Genomic DNA, 26,402 nt, shown 5'->3' with positions numbered 1-26,402 from the left:
TGCCGTTTCACCGCCGCCCAGGCGTGTGGGCGTGCGTGTACGGGGAAAGCGCTGAGTTTTCCACAGCGGGTTTTCCACAGGGGTGGCCGGGGCGTGCGGACGTCGGCACAGTGGAATCCATGCGGGGGTGGTGGAAGGACCTCACCGATCTTGTGCTGCCGGCCGAGTGCGGAGGGTGCGGAAGGCCCCGCACGGCACTCTGCCCCGAGTGCCGTGCGGCCCTGAGCGGGGCCGTGCCGCGCCGCGTGGAGCCGGTGCCGGAGCCGCTCGGTCTGCCGGCCGTCCACGCGGCCGCCCGGTACGAGGACCAGGTGCGGGCGATGCTGCTGGCCCACAAGGAACGGGGAGCCCTGGCCCTGGGGGCGCCGTTGGGCGCGGCGCTGGCGAGGGCGGTGCTCGCCGGACCGGGTGCCGCTGCGGCCTCGGGCGGCACGCCGGTGCTGCTGGTTCCCGTGCCGTCCGCGCGCCGGGCGGTGCGGGCGCGCGGTCATGATCCGGTGCGCCGGATCGCGCTCGCCGCCGCGGGCGAGCTGCGGCGTCGCGGGGTGCCGGCACGGGTGATCGGCGCGCTGCGGCAACGGCGCCCCGTCGCCGACCAGGCGGGTCTGGACTTCCAGCAGCGGCAACGGAACCTCGCGGGCGCGCTGGCGGTGGTGCCGGGGGCGGGCGGGCTACTGGCCGCGGGCGCGGTCGTGCTCGTCGACGACGTGATGACGACGGGTGCCTCGCTCGCGGAGGCCGCGCGTGCCGTGCGGGCCGTGCGGTACGCGGGGGGCGCCGACGGCGTCGGCGGACCGGGGCAGGGGCCGGGAGGTTCGGGAGCGGGCGGGCCGGGTGGGGGCGCCGTGTCGGGTGTGTACGAGCGGACCGGCCGGGAAAGAGGACGGGAACCCCGCGACGGGGAGGCGGAGCGGGGTGCGGTGCGTACGGCCGTCCGGGCGGGCGTGCAGGCAGCCGAGGGTGCCGGCGCCGCGGGCGCCGCGGTGGTCGCTGCTTCCCCCGATGCTTTCGAGAAGTGCCGGAACTGACAGCTGAGTTGCATCGTTGCAGGTAATGAGAGGGGTAATTCACCTGAACGGAGGTACGTAGCGGTAGAGGGTGACGACATCCGGGCGGGCGAGATATGTTCGGTTGTGAGGGAAAGGCGCAGGCCATACCCCTCATATGCGAATGCCGTGCTGCGGGTTTCGGCAATCGACGCGCAGCGCTGGGGGTGGAGATCTTGCCCGTGGGGGAGGAGGAGGTGAAAGTCACCGAGTCCGAGGTTCCGGCACTCACCGGAGCTTGGTGCAAAAGGGAGATGCTCCGTCACTGAAGCGGAGTGATCCGGGAACGGAGTTCTGCGTGGACATCGTCGTCAAGGGCCGCAAGACCGAGGTGCCCGAGCGGTTCCGCAAGCACGTGGCCGAGAAGCTGAAGCTGGACAAGATCCAGAAGCTCGACGGCAAGGTGATCAGCCTCGACGTCGAGGTGTCCAAGGAGCCCAACCCCCGACAGGCCGACCGCTGCGACCGAGTGGAGATCACGCTCCGCTCCCGCGGTCCGGTGATCCGGGCGGAGGCAGCGGCCAGCGACCCGTACGCGGCACTCGACCTGGCTGCAGAGAAGCTGGACGCCCGGCTGCGCAAGCAGCACGACAAGCGCTACACCCGCCGCGGAGCCCGACGGCTCCCGGCAGCAGAGGTCCCCAACCACGTCCCGGGTGTCGCCACGCTCAACGGGAACGGCCAACCCGTACCGGCGGAAGAGCCGGACAGCGTGCCCACCAAGAAGATCGGCTCGCTGGAAGTGCAGGGCGAAGGCCCTCTCATCGTCCGCGAGAAGACGCACGTCGCCTCCCCGATGACGCTCGACCAGGCCCTCTACGAGATGGAACTGGTCGGCCACGACTTCTATCTGTTCGTCGACTCCGAGACCAAGGAGCCCAGTGTCGTCTACCGACGCCACGCCTACGACTACGGCGTGATCCACCTCAGCACGGACACGATGGTCACCCAGGTGCCGACGCCCGGCGCGGGCGGGACGCTGGGCGGCTGACTTCCGGACGACAAGCTGGGCCGGTGCCCCTGGAGCGTGGCGTGCGCCCCAGGGGCACCGGCGTGCGCCCCCTGGACCACCCTGGACACCCGTGTGCGCCCCTTCGCCCACCGTGGGGTCACCGCGTTGTCGTCCGGGCATGGAATCATGGCGGCAACGGTCCAACCGGTGGGCCGGCGCCTTGGGTTGGCGATGGCTCAGCACCACAGGCCACAGCCTCAGGGGGAGGAACGATGGCGGACAGCTTCGGACCGATGCGGGACGAGGGTGCCGACGGCGTCGTCGGCACGGGCCCGGAAGCGGGCTCTCCACGCGCGGAGCCGATCAGAGTCCTGGTCGTGGACGACCACGCCCTGTTCCGCCGTGGCCTGGAGATCGTGCTCGCGGCCGAGGAGGACATCCAGGTCGTCGGGGAGGCGGGGGACGGCGCCGAGGCCGTCGACAAGGCCGCGGACCTGCTGCCCGACATCGTGCTGATGGACGTCCGCATGCCGAAGCGGGGCGGGATCGAGGCCTGCACCTCCATCAAGGAGGTCGCACCCAGCGCCAAGATCATCATGCTGACGATCAGCGACGAGGAGGCCGACCTCTACGACGCGATCAAGGCGGGTGCGACCGGCTACCTGCTGAAGGAGATCTCCACCGACGAGGTGGCCACCGCCATCCGCGCGGTCGCCGACGGCCAGTCGCAGATCAGCCCCTCCATGGCCTCGAAGCTGCTCACCGAGTTCAAGTCGATGATCCAGCGCACCGACGAGCGGCGCCTGGTGCCCGCGCCCCGGCTGACCGACCGCGAGCTGGAGGTCCTCAAGCTCGTCGCCACCGGGATGAACAACCGCGACATCGCCAAGGAACTGTTCATCTCCGAGAACACCGTGAAGAACCACGTCCGCAACATCCTGGAGAAGCTGCAGCTGCACTCCAGGATGGAAGCCGTGGTGTACGCGATGCGGGAGAAGATCCTGGAGATCCGGTAGCCCGCCGCAACCTGCCGCAGGCCAGGCCAGGCCAGGCCAGGCCAGGCCAGGCCAGGTCAGGCCAGGTCAGGTCAGGGCACGGGCGAGGGCCGCGGTGAGCGGCTCGCGCAGCGCCGGATCGTCGACGCGCTCGACGCGGACGTTCGTGCAGTCCACCCAGCTCGCCGCCTCGACGAGCGCCTCGGCCACCGCCCCGACCGCCTTCGGGCCGTCCAGGGTGACCTGCCTGGCGACGAGGGTGCGCCCCTCGCGTGCCGGGTCCACCCGGCCGACCAGCCGGCCGCCGGCCAGGACCGGCATCGCGAAATAGCCGTGCACCCGTTTGGGCTTGGGGACGTACGCCTCCAGGCGGTGGGTGAAGCCGAAGATCCGCTCCGTGCGCGCCCGCTCCCAGATCAGGGAGTCGAAGGGCGACAGCAGCGTGGTGCGGTGCCGGCCGCGCGGAACCGACTCCAGGGCATCCGGGTCGGCCCAGGCCGGTTTGCCCCAGCCCGCCACCGTGACCGGGACGAGGCCCGAGTCGGCGATCACCGCGTCGACCTGCTCGCCCTTGAGACGGTGGTAGTCCGCGATGTCCGCACGGGTGCCGATCCCGAGGGACCGGCCGGCGAGGCGGACCAGGCGGCGCAGGCACTCGGCGTCGTCGAGCTCGTCGTGCAGCAGGGCGGCGGGCACGGCGCGCTCGGCGAGGTCGTAGACCCGCTTCCAGCCGCGGCGCTCGACGCAGACCACCTCGCCGTACATCAGGGCGCGTTCCGCGGCGACCTTGGAGCCGGACCAGTCCCACCACTCGCTGGTCCGCTTCGCACCGCCCAGCTCGGTGGCCGTCAGCGGGCCCTCGGCGCGCAGCTGCTTGACGACCTGCTCGTAGGCGCCGTCGGGGAGCTCGTGGTGCCAGTGCGGCCGGTCGCGGTAGGCGCGGCGGCGGAAGGCGAAGTGGGGCCACTCCTCGATGGGGAGGATGCAGGCCGCGTGGGACCAGTACTCGAAGGCGTGCGTGTCCGTCCAGTAGGCGTCCTCGACGGTCCTGCGGCCCACCGCGCCGAGCCGGGCGTAGGGGATCAGCTCGTGGGAGCGGGCCAGGACGGAGATGGTGTCGAGCTGGACCGCGCCGAGGTGGCGGAGGACGCCGCGGACGCCGGCGCGGCGGGCGGGAGCGCCGAGGAGCCCCTGGGCGCGGAGCACGATGCGGCGGGCCTCGTCGGCCGACAGTTCGACAGTGGGGCGCGGGGTGGTCATGGACGGCACGATAAGCGGGGCCACTGACAAGCGAGCGGCGCCGGCGAGAGCGGCGCCGCTGGAAGCGGGGTGCGATGCACGGGGCTCGCGCCGGGAGGGGCCGTGCGCCGCGGCCCGGTCCTCGCGGGAACCCCGCGGCAGCCGCCGCCTCCGGGGCGGGCACCGTACGGCAGTACCCCGCCGCATGTGGCAGTCCCCCGGCCCCGTGGAACGCCCGGCGGCGCATGCCCTACACCGTCGTCCGCGGCGGAGGCGGCAGGTACGGCGCCGTCGACGGCAGGCCCAGGTCCGAGGGGAGCAGGGAGCCCACCCAGCAGTCCCGGCGGACGCCCTTGTTGTTGACCGCGGAGCGCAGGGTGCCCTCCATCGTGAAGCCGGCGCGCTCCGCCACGGCTCGCGAGGCGTGGTTGCCGACCTCGGCACGCCACTCGACGCGGTCGACGGAGACCGCGGTGAAGCACCAGCGGGACGCGGCGACGGTGGCCTCGGTGACGTAGCCGTGGCCCCGGTGCTTCCCGGCGGCCCAGAAGCCGACCTCGGCCACACCCAGGGAGCGCATCGTCAGGCCGATCACGCCCGCCAGCTCGTTCCCGTCCGCGAGGAAGACCCCGAAGGTGAACACGGACGCGTCGGCCCAGCCGTCGGGGACGAGCTGCTCGGTGAAGCTGCGGGCGTGCTCGCGGAGGTAGGGCGAGGGGATCGTGGTCCAGCGCTGGATGTCGGGGTCCTGGGCGGCCTCGTGCACGGCGTCGGCGTCCTCGGGCCCCACCGCGCGCAGCAGCAGGCGGTCGGTGGTGAGCGTGACGGGTTCCATCGGCCGATTCTGCTCGCGGGCGGGAGGCGTGCGCCATTCCTTTGCCGTGCGTGAACGCACCGTCACGATTCGCACAATTCCCCGGCGCGATCCGGCACCATCCGCGGGCCTCGGACGTTGTCCCCTCAGGAGGGCAGAAGCAGCAGCGGTCACGCCTCCTGACGGCAGGCTCCCGGCGCAGCGGGGTCCTCGCATACGATGGCCGTTGCTCAGCAAGTCACATCGCAATCGACCGTCCCAGGCCCGACCGGCAAGGAGACCAACCCCCGTGTCCGTCCTCTCGAAGATCATGCGTGCAGGCGAAGGCAAGATCCTGCGCAAGCTGCACCGCATCGCGGACCAGGTCAACTCCATCGAAGAGGACTTCGTCGCCCTCTCCGACGCCGAGCTGCGGGCCCTCACCGATGAGTACAAGCAGCGGTACGCGGACGGGGAGAGCCTCGACGATCTGCTGCCCGAGGCGTTCGCCACCGTCCGCGAGGCCGCCAAGCGCGTCCTCGGTCAGCGGCACTACGACGTCCAGATGATGGGCGGCGCCGCCCTGCACAAGGGGTACGTCGCCGAGATGAAGACCGGTGAGGGCAAGACCCTCGTGGGTACGCTGCCGGCGTATCTGAACGCCCTCTCCGGAGAGGGCGTCCACATCGTCACGGTCAACGACTACCTGGCCGAGCGCGACTCCGAGATGATGGGCCGCGTCCACCGCTTCCTCGGTCTCGAGGTCGGGTGCATCCTCGCGAACATGACGCCGGCCCAGCGCCGCGAGCAGTACGCGTGCGACATCACCTACGGCACGAACAACGAGTTCGGCTTCGACTACCTGCGCGACAACATGGCGTGGTCGAAGGACGAGCTGGTGCAGCGCGGGCACAACTTCGCCATCGTCGACGAGGTCGACTCCATCCTCATCGACGAGGCCCGTACGCCGCTGATCATCTCCGGTCCGGCCGACCAGGCCACCAAGTGGTACGGCGACTTCGCCAAGCTGGTCAAGCGCCTCAAGCGGGGCGAGCCCGGCAACCCGCTCAAGGGCATCGAGGAGACCGGCGACTACGACGTCGACGAGAAGAAGCGCACGGTCGCGATCCACGAGTCCGGTGTCAGCAAGGTCGAGGACTGGCTCGGCATCGACAACCTCTACGAGTCGGTGAACACCCCGCTCGTGGGCTACCTGAACAACGCCATCAAGGCCAAGGAACTGTTCAAGCGCGACAAGGACTACGTCGTCATCGACGACGAGGTCATGATCGTCGACGAGCACACGGGCCGTATCCTCGCCGGTCGCCGCTACAACGAGGGCATGCACCAGGCCATCGAGGCGAAGGAGGCCGTGCCGATCAAGGACGAGAACCAGACGCTCGCCACGATCACGCTGCAGAACTTCTTCCGCCTCTACAACGTGCTCTCCGGCATGACCGGTACGGCGATGACCGAGGCCGCCGAGTTCCACCAGATCTACAAGCTCGGCGTGGTCCCGATCCCGACCAACCGGCCGATGGTCCGCATGGACCAGTCGGACCTCATCTACCGCACCGAGGTCGCCAAGTTCGAGGCGGTCGTCGACGACATCGCCGAGAAGCACGAGAAGGGTCAGCCGATCCTCGTCGGCACCACGTCCGTCGAGAAGTCGGAGTACCTGTCGCAGCAGCTGAGCAAGCGCGGGATCCAGCACGAGGTGCTCAACGCCAAGCACCACGAGCGCGAGGCGTCGATCGTCGCGCAGGCCGGCCGCAGGGGTGCCGTGACGGTGGCCACCAACATGGCCGGCCGCGGTACGGACATCAAGCTCGGCGGCAACCCGGAGGACCTCGCCGAGGCGGAGCTGCGCCAGCGCGGCCTCGACCCCGAGGAGCACATCGAGGAGTGGGCGGCGGCGCTGCCCGCGGCCCTGGAGAAGGCCGAGGAGGCCGTCCAGGCCGAGAAGGAAGAGGTCGAGTCCCTCGGCGGCCTGTACGTGCTGGGCACCGAGCGGCACGAGTCGCGCCGCATCGACAACCAGCTGCGCGGCCGTTCGGGCCGTCAGGGCGACCCCGGCGAGTCGCGCTTCTACCTCTCGCTGGGCGACGACCTGATGCGCCTGTTCAAGGCCCAGATGGTCGAGCGCGTGATGTCCATGGCCAACGTGCCGGACGACGTGCCGATCGAGAACAAGATGGTCACGCGCGCGATCGCGTCCGCGCAGTCGCAGGTCGAGCAGCAGAACTTCGAGACCCGCAAGAACGTCCTGAAGTACGACGAGGTCCTCAACCGGCAGCGTGAGGTCATCTACGGCGAGCGGCGCCGCGTCCTGGAGGGCGAGGACCTGCACGAGCAGGTCCAGCACTTCATGGACGACACCATCGACGCCTACATCGGCGCGGAGACCGCCGAGGGCTTCCCCGAGGACTGGGACCTGGACCGGCTGTGGGGCGCCTTCAAGCAGCTCTACCCGTGCAAGGTGACCATCGAGGAACTGGAGGAGGCGGCCGGCGACCGGGCCGGACTCACCGCCGAGTTCATCGCCGAGTCCATCAAGGACGACATCCACGAGCAGTACGAGGCGCGGGAGACCCAGCTCGGCTCCGAGATCATGCGGGAGCTGGAGCGCCGGGTCGTGCTGTCGGTCCTGGACCGCAAGTGGCGCGAGCACCTCTACGAGATGGACTACCTCCAGGAGGGCATCGGCCTGCGCGCGATGGCGCAGAAGGACCCGCTGGTGGAGTACCAGCGCGAGGGCTTCGACATGTTCTCCGCCATGATGGACGGCATCAAGGAGGAGTCCGTCGGCTACCTGTTCAACCTGGAGGTCCAGGTGGAGCAGCAGGTCGAGGAGGTCCCGGTCGAGGAGGCCGCGCCGGTGGCGGAGGGCGTGCAGGACACGGTGCCCGCGCAGGCGGGCGCGCGCCCGGAGATCCGCGCCAAGGGGCTCGACGCCCCGCAGCAGCGCAACCTCCACTTCTCCGCGCCGACCGTGGACGGCGAGGGCGGCGTCATCGAGGGCGACTTCGCCAGTGACGACGAGCCCGTCCGCTCCGAGGCCGACGGCCTCACCCGTGCCGAGCGCCGCAAGCAGTCGCGGGGCGGGCGGCGCCGCAAGAAGTGACGTGTGCTCCCCGCTCCGTCGGTGAGCGGGGAGAGACGAGGGCCGGGCACCGGACGGTGCCCGGCCCTCGTGCGTCCGGGCCGCTGCACGCTGCCCGCGGTCGGGTCCCGGGCCGCCGCGCGCAGCCCGGCGGCCGGTGCCCGCGGCCTGGTGCCGGGCCGCTGCCCGAGGCCCTGAGCGCCGGAGCCGGGAGGGTCTTCCCGGGCGCTCCCGCCGGGGCGCTCAGGCGCCGTGGCGCTGCGGGGCGCGGGCGGCGCCCAGTTCGACCGCGGTGCAGCGCCAGCGGAGGTCCTGGCCGCGTTCCAGGCGGAAGGCCATGGCGCGGAGTCGGTCGCCGGCGCCGATGCGGGCGAAGGCCTCCACGGCGTCGGGACCGACCACGTAGTAGCCGATGTCGCGGACGAACGGGCGGATGCCGCGGGTGGTGCGCAGGGGGCCGCGTTCGGCGAGCCGGGCGAGGTCGTCGTAGGCCCGGCCCGCCGTGTGGCCGAGCAGCGAGTGGACCGGCCGCCCGCCGCTGAGGACGGCGAGGAGCCGTTCGGCGAAGAGGTCGGTGGGCAGGGCGCGGGCGCTCCGCGGGGCCGGGACGCCGGTCGCGGCGGGGGCGTTCGGCGCGGGCGGGCGGGTGTCGGCCGGCCTGGTGCGGGCGCGGGAGGGGGCCGCTCCGGGAGAACCCGGTCGGCGGCCGTCCCCGGCCGATGCCGCGGTCCCGCCCCCGCCCGGGGTGCGGGGCGGGGTGCCGCCGGGGCGGCTCGGGTCGCGGCGGCCCGCCGGCCGGGTGCCGGCGCGGAGCGGCGTCGTCCTGGTCATGACCTTGTTCATGCGCATCCCCGTTTCGATGAGCCCGGGCCGGGCCGCTCGGTCCCGTACCCGACGGTAACTTTCCGTGAGGATCCTGTACGCAGAGTCATGGGCGGGGCAAGTGAGGGGCGGCGCGGTCCGGCGGCGCCGGAAGGTTCACTCATCAGGGTGGCCGGGGTGGGAGCGGGCCGGTGCCCGCCTGGGCGCACCGGGTGAATCGCGGGCTCGGGGTGGACGCTCTCCGCGGTGCGGGCGCGAACTCGAAGGGGGACCCCCGCACGTATCCTGAAGGCCCTCCGGAGGCGCGCTGCCGCTCCTTCCGGACCCCGGGAGCCTCCGACACGAAAGCGGCCAGCCATGCGCGTATACGTCCCCCTGACCCTCTCCGGTCTCGCCGAGGCCCACAGGACGGGTGAGCTGGGGAGCGCGGCGTCCGGGGCGGGCGTGGTACCTCTCCGACGACGTCGAGGAACTGGAGTACGCCGCGCTGGGCCGGGCCGCGCTGGCCTCGCTGCGCCTGCTCGCCGCCGACCCGGGCGTGCCGCGGCGGCGGGTCGTGGTGGCCGTGGACGTGCCCGACGGCGCGACCGGCACCGGCCCCGACGGGGGGCCGGACGCCGCGGCACCCGGTGAGGTGCGGGTGGCCGGGCCGGTCCCGCTGGCGAAGGCGGCCTCGGTGCACGTCGACGCCGCGGACGCGGACGGCGACGTCGCCGCGGCGGCCGGAGCGCTGGCGGCGGCGGACGCCGGGGACGGCGACGCCCAGCTCACGGTCGACGCGGCCGAGGACCACGAAATGCTGTGGTTCGCCACCCAGGAGATCCCCGACCTCGTCGCCTGAGCGGTCCGCGGACCCCGCACCGACCCCGCCGGTGTCCTGATGGCCGGCGGGCCCGGGTACGTTCTTGGTATGGGCACGCACGGCACCTCGCACATTGTCTGGGACTGGAACGGGACGCTGTTCCACGACAATGACGCGATCATCGGGGCGACGAACGCGGCGTTCGCCGATCTCGGGCTGGAACCGATCACGCTGGAGCGCTACCGGGCCCTCTACTGCGTGCCCGTGCCGAAGTTCTACGAGCGGCTGCTGGGACGGATGCCGACCGAGGCCGAATGGCAGGTCATGGACGACACCTTCCACCGGTACTACACCGAGCACCGGGTGCGGTGCTCGCTCACCGAGGGTGCGGGCCTGCTGCTCGCCGAGTGGCGCGCGGCAGGCCGTAGCCAGTCCCTGCTCAGCATGTACGGGCACGACGAGCTGATACCGCTCGTGCGCCGGTTCGGCATCGAGGAGCACTTCCTGCGCGTGGACGGGCGGACCGGTCCCAGTGGGGGCAGCAAGGCCGAGCACATGGTGCGGCACCTGCGGGAGCTCGCGCTCCACGGGGTGGAGCCGACGCGGACGGTGGTGATCGGGGACGCCGCCGACGACGCCCTCGCCGCCCGGCACGCAGGCGCGCGGGCCGTGCTGTACACCGGGGGCTCGCACAGCCGGGCCAGCCTGGAGGGCGCGGGGGTCCCCGTGGTGGACACGCTGGCGGAGGCCGTGGCGCTGGCGGAGGACCTGCGGGCGTGAGCCCGCCGTGCCGCACTCCCGGACGAGGGCGCCGCACCCCTGCATGAGAGCGCCGCGCCGGGCCGCCGGACCGGCACCCACCGCGACGCCTGGCGCAGCCGTCCGCCGGTGCCTGCCACGGCGACCGCCGCCCCGAACCTGTCCCGGAGCCCGCGCGGCGCCCGCCACCGGCAGGCCCGCCGTGCCGTCCGGCGCCCGCCCGCTCCCCACACGGCAGCGATCCGCGCGCCGCGCCGCACCGCGCGGTACCCCGCCGGCGCCGTGCGGCGGGAGGGCGGTCCGGGCGGGATCCGGCCCGCAGTCGACCGGTCCGCGCGCCACGAGGCTCCGCGCGCCACGAGGCGCGTGGGGGCCGCCCCTCACCGTCGGTGCGGCAGGTCAGGTCACCGGGGCCTTGGCGCGCAGGACCTTGAGGAACTCGCGCATCCACAACGGGTGGTCGGGCCAGGCGCGGGAGGAGACGAGGGTGCCGTCGACCACCGCCTCGGCGTCCTGGAACGTGGCGCCCGCCGACTGCATGTCCAGTTCCAGCGCGGGGTACGCGGTGACGCGGCGGCCGGTGAGGCCGTCGATCGCGGCGGTCAGCAAGGGGCCGTGGCAGATCTGGGCGACGGGCTTGTCCGCGTCGAAGAAGGACTTGAGGATCTTGCGGAGTTCGGGGTCGTTGCGGAGGTACTCCGGGGCCCGGCCGCCGGGGATCACGACCGCGACGTACTCGCCGGGGTCCACGTCGGCGAACGCGAGGTCGGCGGGCCAGGTGTAGCCGGGCTTCTCGGTGTAGGTGTCGAAACCGGGTTCGAAGTCGTGCACGACGAACTGGAGCTTCTTGCGGGCGGGGGCCGCGATGTGGACCTCGTAGCCCTCCTCGCGGAGGCGTTGGTAGGGGTACAGGACTTCCAGGGACTCGGCGGCGTCGCCGGTGACGATGAGGACTTTCGCGGGCATGGGACGGCTCCCCTCGGGGTGCGTGCACCTGCGGTGCTTTCAGCGTGCCCGGTGGGGAGGGCGGCGTCCAGTGCACGGCTCGCACCCCGGTTTCCCCCGTACGGCGGTCGCGGCGCGCCGAGTGCCGTGCGCCGCGTGCGGCGCTCCTGCCGCAGGGGCCCGCCCGGCGCCCCCGGCCCGGTGCGGCCCCCGCCCGGCCGTCCGGTGGGCCGCCCGTGACGGGGCGGCCGGAACCGGTGCGCGCGCTGCTCGGACGGCCCCGCCCGGCGTCCCGTCTCCCGCCGCACGCGGCACAGGCGCCCCGCGGCACCTTCGGCGCCCCGCCGCGCCTGTGCAGAACGTCAAACTTCGGGCCCGGGTTTTGTACACATACGGCTCATGACGAGCCCCGGGTAGGGAGCGATAGCCTTGGTGGCGTGATCAGCGCGATATCTCGCGGGGGCGCTGTTGCCCCTGCCCTGCGCCCGGAAGACGTGGAGAACATCCGTGTCCGGGCGGTGGTCGCTGGTCTTCGCGGGTGGGAGGGGGCCTTTTGGGCTCCCGGGACACCGCGTCGGATCCGCAGTTCGGTGGGGCCGCGAGCGGCGTCACATGCTACGGGCGTGTTGAAAATGGCCGACAACCCCCCGCTCATCTCTCCTTGCGGCATAGCGTCGGAGCAGACCGGACACCCCGCGTCTCGGCGTCACGTCGCAAGGGAAGAGACCGTACTTCCTTCAACGTCACGCAACGGCGCGCGACAGGAGCCAGAGGACAATGCAGACCAAGCTGGACGAAGCAAAGGCCGAGCTGCTCGAACGGGCGGCCCGGGTCGCTGAGAACAGCCCGGTCGGGGGGCACCTACCGACCGGGACGACGGGCGAGGGCTCTCCGGACACCCCGGACACCCAGGGCGCCTCGGACCGTAAGTCCGTACTCGCGTTCCTCCAGCGCTACTACCTGCACACCGCTCCCGAGGACCTCGGTGACCGCGATCCGGTCGATGTCTTCGGGGCCGCGTACTCGCACTACCGGCTCGCCGAGAACCGGCCGCAGGGCACCGCCAACGTGCGGGTCCACACCCCGACGGTCGAGGAGAACGGGTGGACGTGCAGCCACTCCGTCGTCGAGGTGGTCACCGATGACATGCCGTTCCTGGTGGACTCCGTCACCAACGAGCTGACGCGCCAGGGCCGGGGCATCCACGTCGTCATCCACCCGCAGGTCGTGGTGCGCCGCGACGTGACCGGCAAGCTCATCGAACTGCTGGCCTCCGGCCCGGCGGGCGAGCTGCCCCACGACGCGCACATCGAGTCCTGGATCCACGTCGAGATCGACCGTGAGACCGACCGCTCCGACCTGAAGCAGATCACCGCCGATCTGCTGCGGGTGCTCTCCGACGCCCGCGAGGCCGTCGAGGACTGGGAGAAGATGCGGGACGCGGCGACCCGCCTGGCCGAGGCCCTGCCCGACGAGCCCACCCCCGGCGATGTGCCCGAGCAGCAGGTCGAGGAGGCGCGGGAACTGCTGCGCTGGCTCGCCACGGACCACTTCACCTTCCTCGGGTACCGGGAGTACGAGCTCCGGGAGGACGACTCCCTCGCCGCCGTCCCGGGCACCGGCCTCGGCATCCTGCGCGCCGACCCCCACCACGCCGGTGAAGACAGCCACCCGGTCAGCCCGTCCTTCGAGCGGCTGCCCGCCGATGCCCGGGCCAAGGCGCGCGAGCACAACCTGCTGGTGCTGACCAAGGCGAACAGCCGGGCCACCGTGCACCGGCCCTCCTACCTCGACTACGTCGGGGTCAAGAAGTTCGACGCCGAGGGGAACGTCGTCGGCGAGCGGCGCTTCCTCGGACTGTTCTCCTCCGCCGCCTACACCGAATCGGTGCTGCGCGTCCCCGTGATCCGGCGCAAGGTCGACGCCGTGCTCAGGGGCGCGGGCTTCTCCCCGAACAGCCACGACGGGCGCGACCTGCTCCAGATCATGGAGACGTACCCGCGCGACGAGCTGTTCCAGACGCCCGTCGACGAGCTGCGGGCCATCGTCACCTCCGTCCTGTACCTCCAGGAACGCCGCAGGCTCCGGCTCTACCTGCGGCAGGACGAGTACGGGCGCTACTACTCCGCGCTCGTCTACCTGCCGCGCGACCGGTACACCACCGGGGTGCGGCTGAGGATCATCGACATCCTCAAGGAGGAGCTCGGCGGCATCAGCGTCGACTTCACCGCCTGGAACACCGAATCGATCCTCTCCCGGCTGCACTTCGTCGTCCGCGTCCCGCAGGGCACCGAGCTGCCGGAGCTCAGCGACAGCGACAAGGAGCGCATCGAGGCTCGCCTGGTCGAGGCCGCCCGGTCCTGGGCCGACGGGTTCGCCGAGGCGCTGGGCGCCGAGTTCGGCGAGGAACGGGCCGCCGAGCTGCTGCGCGGGTACGGCAACGCCTTCCCCGAGGGCTACAAGGCCGACCACACCCCCCGCTCCGCGGTCGCCGACCTGGCGCACCTGGAGGGCCTCGGCGACGGCACGACCGGCCCGGACTTCGCGCTCAGCCTGTACGAGCCGGTGGGTGCCGCGCCCGACGAGCGCCGCTTCAAGATCTACCGCCGGGGCGAGGCCATCTCCCTGTCCCGCGTGCTGCCGGTGCTGAACCGGCTGGGCGTGGAGGTGATGGACGAGCGGCCCTACGAGCTGCGCTGCACCGACCGGACGAAGAACGCCTGGATCTACGACTTCGGGCTGCGCATGCCGAAGACGCAGAAGGGTGCCGCCGACGGCGCCTACGTCGGCGACGACGCCCGCGAGCGCTTCCAGGACGCCTTCTCGGCGACCTGGACGGGTAAGGCCGAGAACGACGGGTTCAACCAGCTGGTGCTGAGCGCCGGGCTGGACTGGCGGCAGGCCATGGTGCTGCGGACGTACGCGAAGTACCTGCGGCAGGCCGGGTCCACCTTCTCGCAGGACTACATGGAGGACACCCTCCGCAACAACGTCCACACCACCCGGCTGCTCGTCTCGCTGTTCGAGGCGCGCATGTCGCCCGACCGGCAGCGCGCCGGGCTCGAACTGATCGACGCCCTGCTGGAGGAGCTCGACGCCGCGCTCGACCAGGTCGCCTCCCTCGACGAGGACCGGATCCTGCGGTCGTTCCTGACCGTGATCAAGGCGACCCTGCGCACCAACTTCTTCCAGGAGGCCGCGGCCGGCAGGCCGCACGACTACGTCTCGATGAAGTTCGACCCGCAGGCCATCCCGGACCTGCCGGCACCGCGCCCGGCGTACGAGATCTGGGTGTACTCGCCGCGGGTCGAGGGCGTCCACCTGCGGTTCGGCAAGGTCGCCCGCGGTGGTCTGCGCTGGTCCGACCGGCGCGAGGACTTCCGCACCGAGATCCTCGGCCTGGTCAAGGCGCAGATGGTGAAGAACACCGTCATCGTGCCGGTCGGCGCGAAGGGCGGCTTCGTCGCCAAGCAGCTGCCGGACCCGAGCGTGGACCGGGACGCGTGGCTGGCCGAGGGCATCGCCAGCTACAAGACCTTCATCTCGGCGCTGCTCGACATCACCGACAACATGGTGGCCGGCGAGGTCGTGCCCCCGGCGGACGTCGTCCGGCACGACGAGGACGACACCTACCTGGTGGTCGCGGCCGACAAGGGCACGGCGACCTTCTCCGACATCGCCAACGAGGTCGCGCAGGCGTACAACTTCTGGCTCGGCGACGCCTTCGCCTCCGGCGGCTCCGCCGGCTACGACCACAAGGGCATGGGCATCACCGCCCGCGGCGCCTGGGAGTCGGTCAAGCGGCACTTCCGCGAGCTGGGTGTGGACACCCAGACCGAGGACTTCACGGTCGTCGGCATCGGCGACATGTCCGGTGACGTGTTCGGCAACGGCATGCTGCTCTCCGAGCACATCGGCCTGGTCGCCGCCTTCGACCACCGGCACATCTTCATCGACCCCGACCCGGACGCGGCCACCTCCTACGCCGAGCGCCGCCGCCTGTTCGAGCTGCCCCGCTCCAGCTGGGCCGACTACAACACCGACCTGATCTCCGCGGGCGGCGGGGTGTTCCCGCGCTCGGCCAAGGCGATCCAGGTCAACGCGCACATCCGCGCGGCCCTCGGCATCGAGACCAAGGTCTCCAAGGTGACCCCGGCCGAGCTGATGAAGGCGATCCTGCAGGCGCCGGTGGACCTGCTGTGGAACGGCGGCATCGGCACGTACGTCAAGTCCTCCGCCGAGTCGAACGCCGACGTCGGGGACAAGGCCAACGACGCGATCCGCGTCGACGGCCGGGACCTGCGCGTCAAGGTCGTCGGCGAGGGCGGCAACCTGGGCCTGACCCAGCTCGGCCGCATCGAGTTCGCGACGCACGGCGGCAAGATCAACACCGACGCCATCGACAACAGTGCCGGTGTGGACACCTCCGACCACGAGGTGAACATCAAGATCCTGCTCAACGGCCTGGTCGCGGAAGGCGACATGACCGTCAAGCAGCGCAACAAGCTGCTCGCCGAGATGACCGACGAGGTCGGCAGCCTCGTCCTGCGCAACAACTACGCGCAGAACACGGCGATCGCCAACGCGCTGGCCCAGTCCAAGGACATGCTCCACGCCCAGCAGCGCTTCCTGAAGCACCTGGTGCGCGAGGGCCACCTGGACCGGGCGCTGGAGTTCCTGCCGACGGACCGCCAGATCCGCGAGCGCCTGAACACCGGCCACGGCCTGACCGGGCCCGAGACGGCCGTACTGCTGGCCTACACGAAGATCACGGTCGCCGAGGAGCTGCTGCACACCTCGCTGCCGGACGACCCCTACCTGCGGGGTCTGCTGAACTGCTACTTCCCGACGGCGCTGCGCGAGCAGTTCGCCGACGGGATCGACAGCCACCCGCTGCGCCGCGAGATCACCACGACCGTGCTGGTCAACGACACGGTCAACACGGGCGGCACGACCTACCTGCACCGCCTGCGCGAGGAGACCGGAGCGTCGCTGGAGGAGATCGTCCGGGCGCAGACCGCGGCCCGCGCGATCTTCCGCTCGGCCGTGGTGTGGGACGGGGTGGAGGCCCTCGACAACCGGGTCGAGGCCGACGTGCAGACGCGGATCCGGCTGCACTCGCGCCGTCTGGTGGAGCGCGGCACGCGCTGGCTGCTCAACAACCGGCCGCAGCCGATCCAGCTGCAGGAGACGGTGGACTTCTTCGCCGAGCGTGTCGAGCAGGTCTGGCAGGAGCTGCCGAAGCTGCTCAGGGGCGCGGACCTGGAGTGGTACGAGCAGATCCACGAGGAGCTGACCGGCGTCGGAGTGCCCGACGAGCTCGCGACCCGGGTGGCCGGCTTCTCCTCGGCCTTCCCGGCGCTGGACATCGTCTCGGTGGCCGACCGCATGGGCCGGGAGCCGCTGGACGTCGCCGAGGTGTACTACGACCTCGCCGACCGGCTCTCCATCAGCAAGCTGATGGACCGGATCATCGAGCTTCCCCGGGCCGACCGCTGGCAGTCCATGGCCCGCGCCGCGATCCGTGAGGACCTGTACGCCTGCCACTCGGCCCTGACGGCCGACATCCTGGCGGCGGGCAACGGCACCTCGACGCCGGACCAGCGGTTCACGGTGTGGGAGCAGAAGAACGCGCCGATCCTCTCCCGGGCCCGCACGACGCTGGAGGAGATCCAGGGCTCGGACGCGTTCGACCTGGCCAATCTGTCGGTGGCGATGCGGACCATGCGGACGCTGCTGCGGCAGCACTCCTGAGCCGGTTGGGCTCGTGCGGCGCGCCCGTGCCGCACGAGCCCGGCGGCAGGAAGACCCTCACGGCCCGCTCGGGGCCGTGAGCGGGCGGTACTTCGTCCACCACGGACCCGATCGGGGCCGTGGTGGACGAAGAAGAAGGACGAGCAGGAAGAAGACGCACGGTCCCTGCGCGAGGGGCCCGTACAGCGAGGGGCGCCCCGTGATCGGGGCGCCCCTCGCCGTATGCCGGTCGGTCCGGTGCCGCGACCGGAACGGTTCACCGGCTCGCCCGCCCGGGCACCGCATCAGCGGCGGGTGAACTTCTCGTACTGCCGGAGCACCTCGTCGGTCGGGCCGTCCATACGCAGCTCGCCGCGCTCCAGCCAGAGCACCCGCTCGCAGGTGTCGCGGATCGATGCGTTGCTGTGGCTGACCAGGAACACCGTGCCGGCTTCCTTGCGCAGCTCGCGGATGCGTTCCTCGGAGCGCTTCTGGAACCTGGCGTCGCCGGTGGCCAGGGCCTCGTCGATGAGGAGGACGTCGTGGTTCTTGGCCGCGGCGATGGAGAAGCGCAGGCGGGCGGACATGCCGGAGGAGTAGGTGCGCATCGGCAGGGTGATGAAGTCACCCTTGTCGTTGATGCCCGAGAAGTCGACGATGTCCTCGTACCGCTCCTTGATCTCGGCGCGGGACATGCCCATCGCCAGGCCGCCGAGGTACACGTTGCGCTCCCCGGTCAGGTCGCTCATCAGGGCCGCGTTGACGCCGAGGAGGGAGGGCTGGCCGTCGGTGAGGATCCGGCCGTTCTCCACCGGGAGCAGGCCGGCGACGGCCTTGAGCAGGGTGGACTTGCCGGAGCCGTTGGTGCCGATCAGGCCCACCGCCTCGCCCTTGTAGGCGACGAACGACACGTTCTTCACGGCGTGCACCCGGCGCACCCCGGAGGACTTCTCGGCCTCCTTGCGGCGCATGATGCGGTTGAGGGCGGCGGTGGCGGAGCCGCGGCCGGAGCCGGTGCCGTTGACCTTGTAGACGATGTCGACGCCGTCGACGACGACGGTCGGGATCGGTTCCCCGGCCGGGGTGGCGGCGGGGGCGGGGGTCTGCTCGGGGGTGCGTGCGAGGGTCTGCTCAGCCACGGCCGTAGGTCTCCTCAGCCTTCCAGAAGTAGATGAAGCCGCCGATGCCGACGACCACCGCCCAGCCTGCCGCGACCGCCCACACGTGCGGGGGCAGGTGGTCGGCGTGGAAACTGTCGATCAGCGCGAAACGCATCAGGTCGATGTAGACGGCGCCCGGCTGGCACCGCATCGCCGTGATCGCCCACTCGGGCATGTTGCTGTTGCGCAGCGTCGCGTCGATGCTCCACATGACGCCCGAGGTGTACATCCAGGTGCGCAGGATGAACGGCATCAGCTGCGCGATGTCCGGGGTGTTCGCACCCAGGCGGGCCATGACCATGGTGACGCCGACATTGAACCCGGACTGCAGCAGCAGGACCGGCACGGCCAGCACCCAGGACGTCGCGACCGGCACGCCGAAGCAGAGCAGGATGCCGATCAGCGCGATCATCGAGAACAGCAGCTGCTGGAGCTGCTGGAGGCAGAAGGAGATCGGCAGTGCGGCCCGCGGGAAGTGCAGGGCGCGCACCAGGCCGATGTTGCCGGAGACCGCGCGCGTACCCGCCATGATCGAGTTCTGCGTGAACGTCCACATGAACACGCCCGTGACCAGGAACGGCACGAAGTCGTCCACGCCGTCCCTGGTGCCGATCAGCACACCGAAGATGAAGAAGTACACGGCCGCGTTCAGCAGCGGGGTCATCACCTGCCAGACCTGGCCCAGCTTGGCCTGGCTGTACTGGGCGGTGAGCTTGGCGGTGGCGAAGGCGGTGATGAAGTGGCGGCGGGCCCACAGCTGGCGCACGTACTCGGGCAGGGACGGGCGGGCGCCGCTGACGGTCAGGCCGTGGCGGGCGGCCAGCGCCGCCAGGTCGAGGTCGTCGGCCGTGGGGGCCTGCCGGGGCGGTGTGTGGAGGACCTGGCTCACATCCGCTGCTTTCGTTCGGTGGAGGGGGGTGGTGATGTGCCGGAAGGAGGGGGGCCGGTCGCCGGGACGTCGTCCGGGCGACCTCACGCGTCTCCTCACCGTTTTCTTACGTCGGGACGGGACCGTATCGTCGCAACGCGAGCGTAGGCCGATCTGACGTTGGAACGCAACCGTTTCGTCGTAACGCCCCTATGCTGGTCGGCATGACCACGAACGCCGACGGGCCCCAGCCCCGACCGCGCCGGAGGCAACCCGCCGGGGCCGCCGTGCTCCGGGAGGACGTGACCGAGGCGATCCGTGCGGCCGTCTTCGAGGAGCTCGCGGCGGTCGGCTACGCCCGCATGTCCATCGAGGGCATCGCGCGGCGCGCCGGCGTGGGCAAGACGGCGGTGTACCGGCGCTGGCGCTCGAAGCTGCACCTGGTGCTGGACGTGGTGTCCGCGCTCGCCGTGATGGGCCTGCCGACCCCGGACACGGGCACCCTCCAGGGCGACCTGCGCCTGCTGTACGAGGTGACCTCGCGCGCGCTGCGCCACCCCGTGGCCTCCCAGGTCATCCCCGACCTCCAGGCCGAGGCGGCCCGGAACCCGGACATCGCCGAGGCGATGCAGAAGGCGCTGCGCGAGGGGCAGGACAGTGTGGCCAGCGGGATCGTGGCGGCGGCGCAGCGGCGGGGGGAGATCCGCGAGAACCTCGGGGAGCAGGACGAGCAACTGGCGCTGGACATCATCTCGGGCCCGCTGTACTGGCGCTCGGTGGTGATCCGCAGCCCCAAGCTGCCCCGGGGCTACCTGGACGCCCTGACCCGCACGACGACCGAGGCGCTCAGGGCCCTGTGACCGGGCCGTCCACCGGCCCGTCCTGCCGGAAGCGGCCGAAGGCGTCCGCGCCGTCCAGGCCGCCCCGTTCCAGCGGGGGCTCGGCGACGAGCACAGCCATCTGGGTGTCGTCGGTCGCCTCCCCGGGCTGCCGGCCGCCGCCCCCGCACATCTCACCGCCCTGCCCGGCCTGCGGGAACCGCGCCGAGAAGGCCCCTTCGGGCCCGCCCTCGAAGGGCGCACCCGGCGCGTCGCCCACGGCCGAGCCGATCACGGCCCCCGGCACACGGCCGGTACGGCCCCGGTACGTGCTGCCGGGGGCTCCGTGGCGGCGGGATCCGCCGAGACGGCATGCGCAGGAGCGGGCACCACGGGGACGGGGTCCGTGGGGCCGCAGGGTCGGTGGCCGGAGGCGGGCATGGCGGCAGCGTAAAGGGCGGGCAAGTGCCGGCTCGCCGTCCTAGCCTGATCGTCGTGAACATGCGTAAGCGCAAGAAGCTCGCGAGCCGGCTCGTGACGGCGGCGGTACTCGGGCAGCCGACCGAGGTCGAGGCGCTGCTGCGGGCCGGCGCCTCACCGGCGGCGGCGAACGGGGAGGGCACCACGCCGTTGTACGCGGCGTCCGTGCACGGAGCGACGGACATCGTGCTGAGGCTGCTGGCGGCCGGGGCGTCGCCGGACACCGAGAGCGGGCACGGTTCGGAGGGCACGCCGCTGTGCGGGGCGGCCTGCTGGGGCCACACCGAGACGGTGCGGGCGCTGCTCGCACACGGTGCCGCTCCCGGTCTGCGCGAGGACCGGGGAGCGGGTTGCACCCCGCTGGAGTGGGCCCTGACGGGGCGGCACGAGGAGACCGCCGCCGTGCTGCGCGCCGCGGGAGCCGTCCCGGGCGGGCGGTAGGAGCGGGACGAGCGGCGCCCTGGGAGGTGCTTGCGGAGAGCTGGTGGGGTCCACGTGCGGTCCACGACGGTCCGGGTGCGGTCGCCGGTGCGGGGGATGCGGGGCGGCGTCGGGCCGGGCCGTGTGGGCCGCACCGGACGTCGTGCAGGTCCGCGGGAGCGGCGGGGGCTCGGGGGCGGGCGGCCGGGCCGCGAAGGGGGCCGGTGCCGCAGGAGGACGCCGGGGGTGCCGCGTGTGTCCGGTGCGCCCCGTGGTGCGGGGAGCCCGGCGGCGATGTGGAGGCGGGCACCCGTGGTCGTCGCCGCCTGCGCGGTCGCGCCGCCCGGGGAGAGGGCGGTGCCGCCGCACCGGGCTGCCGGACGGTCGAGTAGAGGCGTCCGTCGAGGCCGTGGGCGGGGGCGTCCGGCGCGGTGCGGTCAGGAGCAACCAGGGGCCTCCTGCAGGGCTGCCGCGTCGAGTGCCGTGGTGAGTTCGTCGAGGCGTTCGCGCAGGGTGCGGATCTCCTCGACGTCGCAGCCGGTGGCCGCAGCGATCCGGCGCGGCACCTGGCGGGCGCGTTCCCGCAGCGCGCTGCCCTCCTCGGTGAGCCCGACCTGCACCGAGCGCTCGTCGCGGGCGCTGCGCTCGCGCCGGACGAGTCCGGCCGCCTCCAGCCGCTTCAGCAGCGGGGAGAGCGTGCCGGAGTCGAGCCGCAGGTGCTCACCCAGCTTCTTGACGGGCAGCTCGCCCCGTTCCCACAGGACCAGCATCACCAGGTACTGGGGGTAGGTGAGGCCGAGGTCCTTGAGGATCACGCGGTACACGCCGTTGAAGGCGCGGGACGCGGCGTGCAGCGAGAAGCAGATCTGGTGGTCCAGGCGGAGCCAGTCGTCCTCTGCGGCGGGGGCGGGCTGGAGCGGGGTCATGTCCAAAGGGTAGCCCTTGCTCCCCAACCAGTTGTGCACAACTTAATTGTGTGCTCTACTTTGGTGCGGTGGGCCCGACCGGGCCGGCCGGAACCCGACTTCGTAAGGGATGGTTCACGCATGGACGCGCTGTACACCGCCGTCGCCACCGCCACCCACGGCCGCGAGGGCCGCACCGTCAGCTCCGACGGGGCGATCGACCTCGCGCTGGCCATGCCGGTCGCGCTGGGCGGCAACGGTCTGGGCACCAACCCCGAACAGCTCTTCGCCGCCGGCTATGCCGCCTGCTTCGGCAGCGCGCTGGGGCTGGTCGGCCGCCAGGCCAAGGTGGACGTCAGCGACGCCGCGGTGACCGCCGAGGTCTCGATCGGCAAGGACGGCGAGGGCTTCGGGCTCGCCGTCACCCTCCGCGTCGAACTGCCCGCGACGGTGGACGAGGCCACCGGCCGCAAGCTGGTCGAGAGCGCCCACCAGGTCTGCCCCTACTCCAACGCCACCCGCGGCAACATCCCGGTCGACCTCGTCATCGAGTGACGCAGGTCCCGCGTCAGCGCCCGACCCGCGCCAGCACCTCTCCCGTCCGCCGACTCCACGCCACCACCACCGCCTCCTCGGGCACCCGCCGCCGGCGCGTCAGCAGCAGCCAGCGCACGTGGTCGCGGCGGACCACGGCGGCCCGCTCGGCGCGGGTCGAGTCGTCGGCGAGGTAGGCGCGGACGTCGGCGACCCGGCGCTGCCGCTCCGCCTCGGGCAGCGCCGGGTCGGGCCAGGCCGGCGCCACCAGATCGGGGCCGTATCCGGCGATCATGCGGACGGCGTGGTAGCCGTCCGTCAGCACGACCTCGCCCGGCCGGATGTACTGCGCGGCCCATGTGTACGACGGCCAGCGCGGCGGCTGTGGAAAGCCCACCGGATCCAGTGAGCGCGGCACCACCGCCCCGGCCTGCACGGTCAGGAAGCCGGTCAGGGCCCCGGCCGCCGCGACCACGCCCAGCAGTCGCCGCCGAGGACGCCAGGGCCGGGGCTGCGCCAGCTCCACGGCGAGCGCGAACTGCAGCGGGACCAGCGTCAGGCCGAGGATGCGGCCGTAGGTGTAGTGGCCGCTGGCCCAGCCGTACGCCACCACCAGGCAGTCAACGGCGAACATCAGCACCAGCGGGTCCCGCCACGACCGCCTCGCGCGCAGCCACAGCACCGGCAGGCCCACCAGCAGCGCCAGCCAGAAGTGGGCCGGCAGGTCGTCGTACAGCCGCCGGTGGATCCCGTCGACGGTGGTGTTCCCGGCCAGTGCGAACGCGTCGAAGTACGGCCACGACCGGGCCGCCAGCACCGCCGCCGCTCCCGTCACCGCCCAGCGCGCCAGCACCGCACGCGACCAGTTCCGCTGCCATCCGGCGACGAACGCGGCCCCGCCGGTCACCGCCGCGACCGAGGTGATCGGGTGGACCAGCAGGATCGTGCCGTACAGCGCGCCGAGTGCCGCGTACCCGGCGAAGCCGCGCAGCCCGGTCGGGCCGACGTAGCGCACCCCGCCGGTGTCCCGCGCCCTCGCGCCCGTCAGCGCCCAGGCCCAGAAGGTGAGCCCGATCGCGAAGGTGGACGGGTAGCCGAGGTTGCCGGTCATCGACATCAGGCCCAGGTAGCCGCTCCACCACGCCCGCTCGGTGCCCCACAGCAGGGTCATCGCGGCGAGCGCGAGGACCGGCGCCCACGGCCGCGGTGTCAGGACCCGCACGAAGCGGCCGATGCCGGTCAGCAGCACCAGCAGGTTCAGCGGCCCGGCGAGCCGCACCACCTCCCAGCCGCCCAGCCCCGTCGACCGGGCGAACGCGCCCTCCGCGACGGCGTACGGCGAGTAGTAGGGGCTGCCGGCGCCCGGCAGGTCCGCCATCGGATGGCGCGGTGCGAGCAGGTGCGCCGACAGCCGCTCGACCACCGCGGCGTGCTGCCCGGCGTCGCAGCACAGCGGCACCCGCCAGTACGCCAGCGACATCACCAGCCAGAACAGCAGGCCGAAGACCTGGTACGGCGAGGGGCGCCGGAAGCGGCCGCCGCGCAGCGCCGTGGCGCCGCGCGGCGGCCGTCGGGCGAGGAGGCCGACACTCATCGCACATCCACCGCAGAACTGGGCATTCGCCCTATATGCCCTGTCTGGCCGGCGTTCCCGCCACACCTCACCACATCGAGTGAGCCCAGGCGCAGCCACTCGCCCGGCGCACCGCCCCGGCCCGGTGCCGTGACCGGACCGGCGCCCGGGCACGGCACCCGCCCGGGACGCGACACCCGCTCCCGCCGTGGACGCGGACCTCGGACCAGGGCCGTCACGAGGAGGCGAGCAGATCCCTGCCGGCGGCCTGGCCGGGCAGCCTGACCTGCGGCTCGCGCGCGGGCATCGACTCGCCCAGCAGCAGTGTCCGCACCACCCGCTCGGCGGCGCGCCCGTCGTCGAACTCGCAGAACCGCTCCCGGAAGGCGGCTCGCAGCCGCGCGGACCCGTCGTCCCGCCAGGCCCCCGAGGCGAACAGCCACGCCAGTTCCCGGTAGGACCGCGAGACATGGCCCGGCGGCTCGGCGGTGATGTCGAGATAGGCGCCGCGGCCGGCCGTGTACGTCTCCCAGTCGTCGGCGTGCACCACGATCGGCCGGTCGAGGTTGGCGTAGTCGAACATCAGGGCCGAGTAGTCGGTGACCAGGACGTCGGCGGCGAGCATCACCTCCTCGGCGTGCGGCTCGTCCGTCGCGTCCACCAGCACCCCGCGCCGGTGCAGTTCGGCCAGCCCCGCCCCCCGCGCCGGCCCCGTCGCCAGGGACGGGTGCAGCCGCACGACCAGGGTGTGGCCCTCACCGAGGTCCTCGGCGAACCGGGCGAGGTCGATCCGGTCGACGTGCCCGCCGCGCCGGTACTCGCGACGGGTCGGGGCGTACAGCACGACCGTGTGCCCGTCCGGGACGCCCAGTCGCTCACGGACCCCCCGGCCCTCCTCCGGCCCGGCGCCGACCAGCACGTCGTTGCGCGGGCTGCCGGTCCGGGCGGAGCTGAAGTGACAGGGGTAGGCCCGCTCCCACACCAGCTCGGAGTGGCGGTTGGCGACCAGGCTGTGGTCCCAGCGGTCGGCGCGGCGCAGCATCTGCGGCACGTCCACGCCGAGCCGGGCGCCGGGCCGGTCGAGCAGATCGGCCCCCATGTACTTCAGCGGGGTGCCCTGATGGGTGTGGACATGGACGCTGCCGAGCCGCTTGTCCAGGCCGCCGGGCCAGTTCACGTTGTTGACGAAGAACGTGGCGCGGGCGGTGATCTGCCGGTACCGCAGCGAGTCGAGCAGCACGTACTCCACGTCGTCGGGCAGCTGCGCGGCCGTCTCCGCGTCGCGCACCACCCACACCCCCCGCAGATGCGGGGCGATCTCGCGGGCCTTGCGGAAGACGGCGGCCGGATCGCCGAGCATGCCGCGGTGGGAGAACGCCGAGTACACGGCGAGGTACGGGTCCAGCGGGCGGCGGGCGTGCAGCGTCGTCCAACCGCGCTTGACCCGTCCGGCGGCCACGCGCCGGGCGGCCAGAGCACGCCGCCCCAGCGCCTGCCCCGCCCGCTCCGCCTGCCGCTGCACCAGGTAAGCGGCATAACCGCCCTGAAGCGCCTTCAGTTCCGCCGGGATCTCGGCCCCCTCGGGCCGGTGCGCGCGGAACATCCGCGCCGTGCGCCGGAAGAACTCGCCCTTGTCCGCGGGCGGCAGCCGGTCCGGCTTGGCGAGGATGTCCAGGCAGTGCTCGCCCATCTTGCGGTGCAGGTACGGCCGCCAGGACGCCAGGGCCGGGCGGGAGTCGACGAACGCGAACACCCGCTCGTACTGGTCGTGGACGTCGAAGTGCTTGCGGCTGGTGGTGGACAGGATGTTGCCCTGGCGGCGCTGCCGGTAGTGCAGGCAGATCCGGTCCAGCGTGACGATCCGCTCGGCGCTGAGCATCACCGGGAACGTCCACGGGGTGTCCTCGTAGTAGCCCGGCGGGAACTCGAAGCCGTTCTCGTCGACGAAGTCGCGGCGGTAGACCTTGTTCCACACCACCATCAGCAGGTCGAGGATCTCCGGCCGCTCGGCCGCGGTGAAGGCCGCGTCCCCGGCCTCCGCGAGCACCCGGGCCAGGGCGTTGCGGCGGGTGCCGCCCCACCAGTAGGTGCGGGCGTAGTCGAAGACGAGCACGTCCGGGTCGTCGGCCTCGGCCAGCCGGTCGGCCATCGCGCGCAGCGCGCCCGGCGTCAGGGTGTCGTCGCTGTCGAGGAAGAGCACGTAGTCGCCGCCCGCGTACGGCATGCCCGCGTTGCGGGCGCGGCCCAGGCCCACGTTCTCCGGCAGGTGCAGCGCCCTGACCCGCGCGTCGCGCGCGGCGTACTCGTCGAGGATCGCGCCGCAGCCGTCGGGGGAGCAGTCGTCGACCGCGATCACCTCCAGGTCGCGGTAGCACTGCTCCAGGACCGAGTCGAGGCACTCGCGCAGGAAGCCCTGGACCTTGAAACAGGGCACGATGATGCTGAAACGGGGCAT

18 protein-coding genes and 2 pseudogenes are annotated in these 26,402 nt (G+C 72.3%); 10 read left to right on the top strand and 10 right to left on the bottom strand.

Translation table 11 applies throughout. The features are described from left to right. Positions 1–119: 119 nt before the first annotated feature. From JS756_RS17795 to JS756_RS17785, 3 genes are all read left to right on the top strand, one after another. On the top strand, positions 120–1,028 hold the full coding sequence (locus tag JS756_RS17795) for a ComF family protein (protein WP_205384085.1): 909 nt from the start codon (positions 120–122) through the stop codon (positions 1,026–1,028). 316 nt (positions 1,029–1,344) lie between these two features. Then, complete coding sequence (gene hpf, locus JS756_RS17790) at positions 1,345–2,037, top strand: ribosome hibernation-promoting factor, HPF/YfiA family (protein ID WP_438817322.1); 693 nt, start codon at positions 1,345–1,347, stop codon at positions 2,035–2,037. A gap of 233 nt (positions 2,038–2,270) precedes the next feature. Then, the gene (locus tag JS756_RS17785; RefSeq protein WP_205384084.1) at positions 2,271–3,014 is read left to right on the top strand and encodes a response regulator; all 744 of its coding nucleotides are present in this window, start codon (positions 2,271–2,273) and stop codon (positions 3,012–3,014) included. A gap of 66 nt (positions 3,015–3,080) precedes the next feature. On the opposite strand, the gene JS756_RS17780 is transcribed toward JS756_RS17785, so the two are convergent. Together JS756_RS17780 and JS756_RS17775 are read right to left on the bottom strand one after the other, a co-directional pair. After that, the gene (locus JS756_RS17780) at positions 3,081–4,253 is read right to left on the bottom strand and encodes a winged helix-turn-helix domain-containing protein (protein ID WP_205384083.1); all 1,173 of its coding nucleotides are present in this window, start codon (positions 4,251–4,253) and stop codon (positions 3,081–3,083) included. Positions 4,254–4,482: 229 nt separating this feature from the next. Then, complete coding sequence (locus JS756_RS17775) at positions 4,483–5,067, bottom strand: GNAT family N-acetyltransferase (protein ID WP_205384082.1); 585 nt, start codon at positions 5,065–5,067, stop codon at positions 4,483–4,485. 268 nt (positions 5,068–5,335) lie between these two features. On the opposite strand from JS756_RS17775, the gene secA reads away from it, so the two are divergent. Further along, entirely contained in the window at positions 5,336–8,149 is a 2,814-nt protein-coding gene (gene secA / locus JS756_RS17770; protein ID WP_205384081.1) for a preprotein translocase subunit SecA, read from the top strand. 222 nt (positions 8,150–8,371) lie between these two features. Here secA and JS756_RS17765 read toward each other — a convergent pair whose 3' ends face one another. Then, positions 8,372–8,971, bottom strand: coding sequence for an Rv3235 family protein (locus JS756_RS17765; protein WP_205384080.1), 600 nt, complete (start codon positions 8,969–8,971; stop codon positions 8,372–8,374). Between the two features lie 336 nt (positions 8,972–9,307). Between JS756_RS17765 and JS756_RS17760 the strand changes: the two are divergent. Both JS756_RS17760 and JS756_RS17755 read left to right on the top strand, forming a co-directional pair. After that, positions 9,308–9,791, top strand: a pseudogene (locus tag JS756_RS17760) (DUF6912 family protein). A gap of 69 nt (positions 9,792–9,860) precedes the next feature. After that, positions 9,861–10,532, top strand: a complete 672-nt coding sequence (locus JS756_RS17755; protein WP_205384079.1) for an HAD family hydrolase — start codon at positions 9,861–9,863, stop codon at positions 10,530–10,532. A gap of 378 nt (positions 10,533–10,910) precedes the next feature. On the opposite strand, the gene JS756_RS17750 is transcribed toward JS756_RS17755, so the two are convergent. Beyond that, positions 10,911–11,477, bottom strand: coding sequence for a DJ-1/PfpI family protein (locus JS756_RS17750; protein ID WP_205384078.1), 567 nt, complete (start codon positions 11,475–11,477; stop codon positions 10,911–10,913). A 756-nt stretch (positions 11,478–12,233) separates the two neighbouring features. Between JS756_RS17750 and JS756_RS17745 the strand changes: the two genes are divergently transcribed. Continuing rightward, the gene (locus tag JS756_RS17745; protein WP_205384077.1) at positions 12,234–17,210 is read left to right on the top strand and encodes an NAD-glutamate dehydrogenase; all 4,977 of its coding nucleotides are present in this window, start codon (positions 12,234–12,236) and stop codon (positions 17,208–17,210) included. Between the two features lie 284 nt (positions 17,211–17,494). On the opposite strand, the gene JS756_RS17740 is transcribed toward JS756_RS17745, so the two are convergent. Then, the gene (locus JS756_RS17740; RefSeq protein WP_205384076.1) at positions 17,495–18,328 is read right to left on the bottom strand and encodes an ABC transporter ATP-binding protein; all 834 of its coding nucleotides are present in this window, start codon (positions 18,326–18,328) and stop codon (positions 17,495–17,497) included. Next, on the bottom strand, positions 18,321–19,238 hold the full coding sequence (locus JS756_RS17735) for an ABC transporter permease (protein ID WP_205384075.1): 918 nt from the start codon (positions 19,236–19,238) through the stop codon (positions 18,321–18,323). Before JS756_RS17735 ends, JS756_RS17740 begins: the two co-directional genes overlap by 8 nt. 203 nt (positions 19,239–19,441) lie before the next feature. Here JS756_RS17735 and JS756_RS17730 point away from each other — a divergent pair, with 203 nt between their 5' ends. Further along, a complete protein-coding gene (locus JS756_RS17730; RefSeq protein ID WP_205384074.1) occupies positions 19,442–20,077 on the top strand; it encodes a TetR/AcrR family transcriptional regulator in 636 nt (211 codons plus the stop codon). A 22-nt stretch (positions 20,078–20,099) separates the two neighbouring features. Here the strand turns inward: JS756_RS17730 and JS756_RS17725 are convergent. Further along, positions 20,100–20,342: pseudogene (locus JS756_RS17725) on the bottom strand (ADP-ribosylglycohydrolase family protein); the annotation flags it as partial. A 188-nt stretch (positions 20,343–20,530) separates the two neighbouring features. Between JS756_RS17725 and JS756_RS17720 the strand changes: the two are divergent. After that, positions 20,531–20,956, top strand: coding sequence for an ankyrin repeat domain-containing protein (locus JS756_RS17720; RefSeq protein ID WP_205384072.1), 426 nt, complete (start codon positions 20,531–20,533; stop codon positions 20,954–20,956). A gap of 416 nt (positions 20,957–21,372) precedes the next feature. On the opposite strand, the gene JS756_RS17715 is transcribed toward JS756_RS17720, so the two are convergent. Then, entirely contained in the window at positions 21,373–21,861 is a 489-nt protein-coding gene (locus tag JS756_RS17715; protein ID WP_205384071.1) for a MarR family winged helix-turn-helix transcriptional regulator, read from the bottom strand. Positions 21,862–21,981: 120 nt separating this feature from the next. On the opposite strand from JS756_RS17715, the gene JS756_RS17710 reads away from it, so the two are divergent. Continuing rightward, positions 21,982–22,395, top strand: a complete 414-nt coding sequence (locus tag JS756_RS17710) for an organic hydroperoxide resistance protein (RefSeq protein WP_205384070.1) — start codon at positions 21,982–21,984, stop codon at positions 22,393–22,395. Between the two features lie 13 nt (positions 22,396–22,408). Here the strand turns inward: JS756_RS17710 and JS756_RS17705 are convergent, their stop codons facing one another. Then, on the bottom strand, positions 22,409–23,968 hold the full coding sequence (locus JS756_RS17705; RefSeq protein WP_205384069.1) for a hypothetical protein: 1,560 nt from the start codon (positions 23,966–23,968) through the stop codon (positions 22,409–22,411). Positions 23,969–24,182: 214 nt separating this feature from the next. Continuing rightward, positions 24,183–26,402, bottom strand: a complete 2,220-nt coding sequence (locus JS756_RS17700) for a bifunctional glycosyltransferase/CDP-glycerol:glycerophosphate glycerophosphotransferase (RefSeq protein WP_205384068.1) — start codon at positions 26,400–26,402, stop codon at positions 24,183–24,185.

The sequence above is a fragment of the Streptomyces actuosus genome, from assembly GCF_016921115.1.
Lineage (GTDB): Bacteria > Actinomycetota > Actinomycetes > Streptomycetales > Streptomycetaceae > Streptomyces > Streptomyces actuosus_A.
The sequence above is the reverse complement of the archived record's forward strand: the minus strand, read 5'-3'. Positions and strand labels throughout refer to the sequence as shown.

Bases quoted from the DNA above. Each gene is read 5' to 3' on its own strand.
- JS756_RS17795 (WP_205384085.1), top strand. From the start codon at position 120: ATGCGGGGGTGGTGGAAGGACCTCACCGATCTTGTGCTGCCGGCCGAG.
- JS756_RS17785 (WP_205384084.1), top strand. From the start codon at position 2,271: ATGGCGGACAGCTTCGGACCGATGCGGGACGAGGGTGCCGACGGCGTC.
- JS756_RS17780 (WP_205384083.1), bottom strand. From the start codon at position 4,253: ATGACCACCCCGCGCCCCACTGTCGAACTGTCGGCCGACGAGGCCCGC.
- JS756_RS17775 (WP_205384082.1), bottom strand. From the start codon at position 5,067: ATGGAACCCGTCACGCTCACCACCGACCGCCTGCTGCTGCGCGCGGTG.
- JS756_RS17765 (WP_205384080.1), bottom strand. From the start codon at position 8,971: ATGAACAAGGTCATGACCAGGACGACGCCGCTCCGCGCCGGCACCCGG.
- JS756_RS17755 (WP_205384079.1), top strand. From the start codon at position 9,861: ATGGGCACGCACGGCACCTCGCACATTGTCTGGGACTGGAACGGGACG.
- JS756_RS17750 (WP_205384078.1), bottom strand. From the start codon at position 11,477: ATGCCCGCGAAAGTCCTCATCGTCACCGGCGACGCCGCCGAGTCCCTG.
- JS756_RS17745 (WP_205384077.1), top strand. From the start codon at position 12,234: ATGCAGACCAAGCTGGACGAAGCAAAGGCCGAGCTGCTCGAACGGGCG.
- JS756_RS17730 (WP_205384074.1), top strand. From the start codon at position 19,442: ATGACCACGAACGCCGACGGGCCCCAGCCCCGACCGCGCCGGAGGCAA.
- JS756_RS17715 (WP_205384071.1), bottom strand. From the start codon at position 21,861: ATGACCCCGCTCCAGCCCGCCCCCGCCGCAGAGGACGACTGGCTCCGC.
- JS756_RS17710 (WP_205384070.1), top strand. From the start codon at position 21,982: ATGGACGCGCTGTACACCGCCGTCGCCACCGCCACCCACGGCCGCGAG.
- JS756_RS17705 (WP_205384069.1), bottom strand. From the start codon at position 23,968: ATGAGTGTCGGCCTCCTCGCCCGACGGCCGCCGCGCGGCGCCACGGCG.
- JS756_RS17700 (WP_205384068.1), bottom strand. From the start codon at position 26,402: ATGCCCCGTTTCAGCATCATCGTGCCCTGTTTCAAGGTCCAGGGCTTC.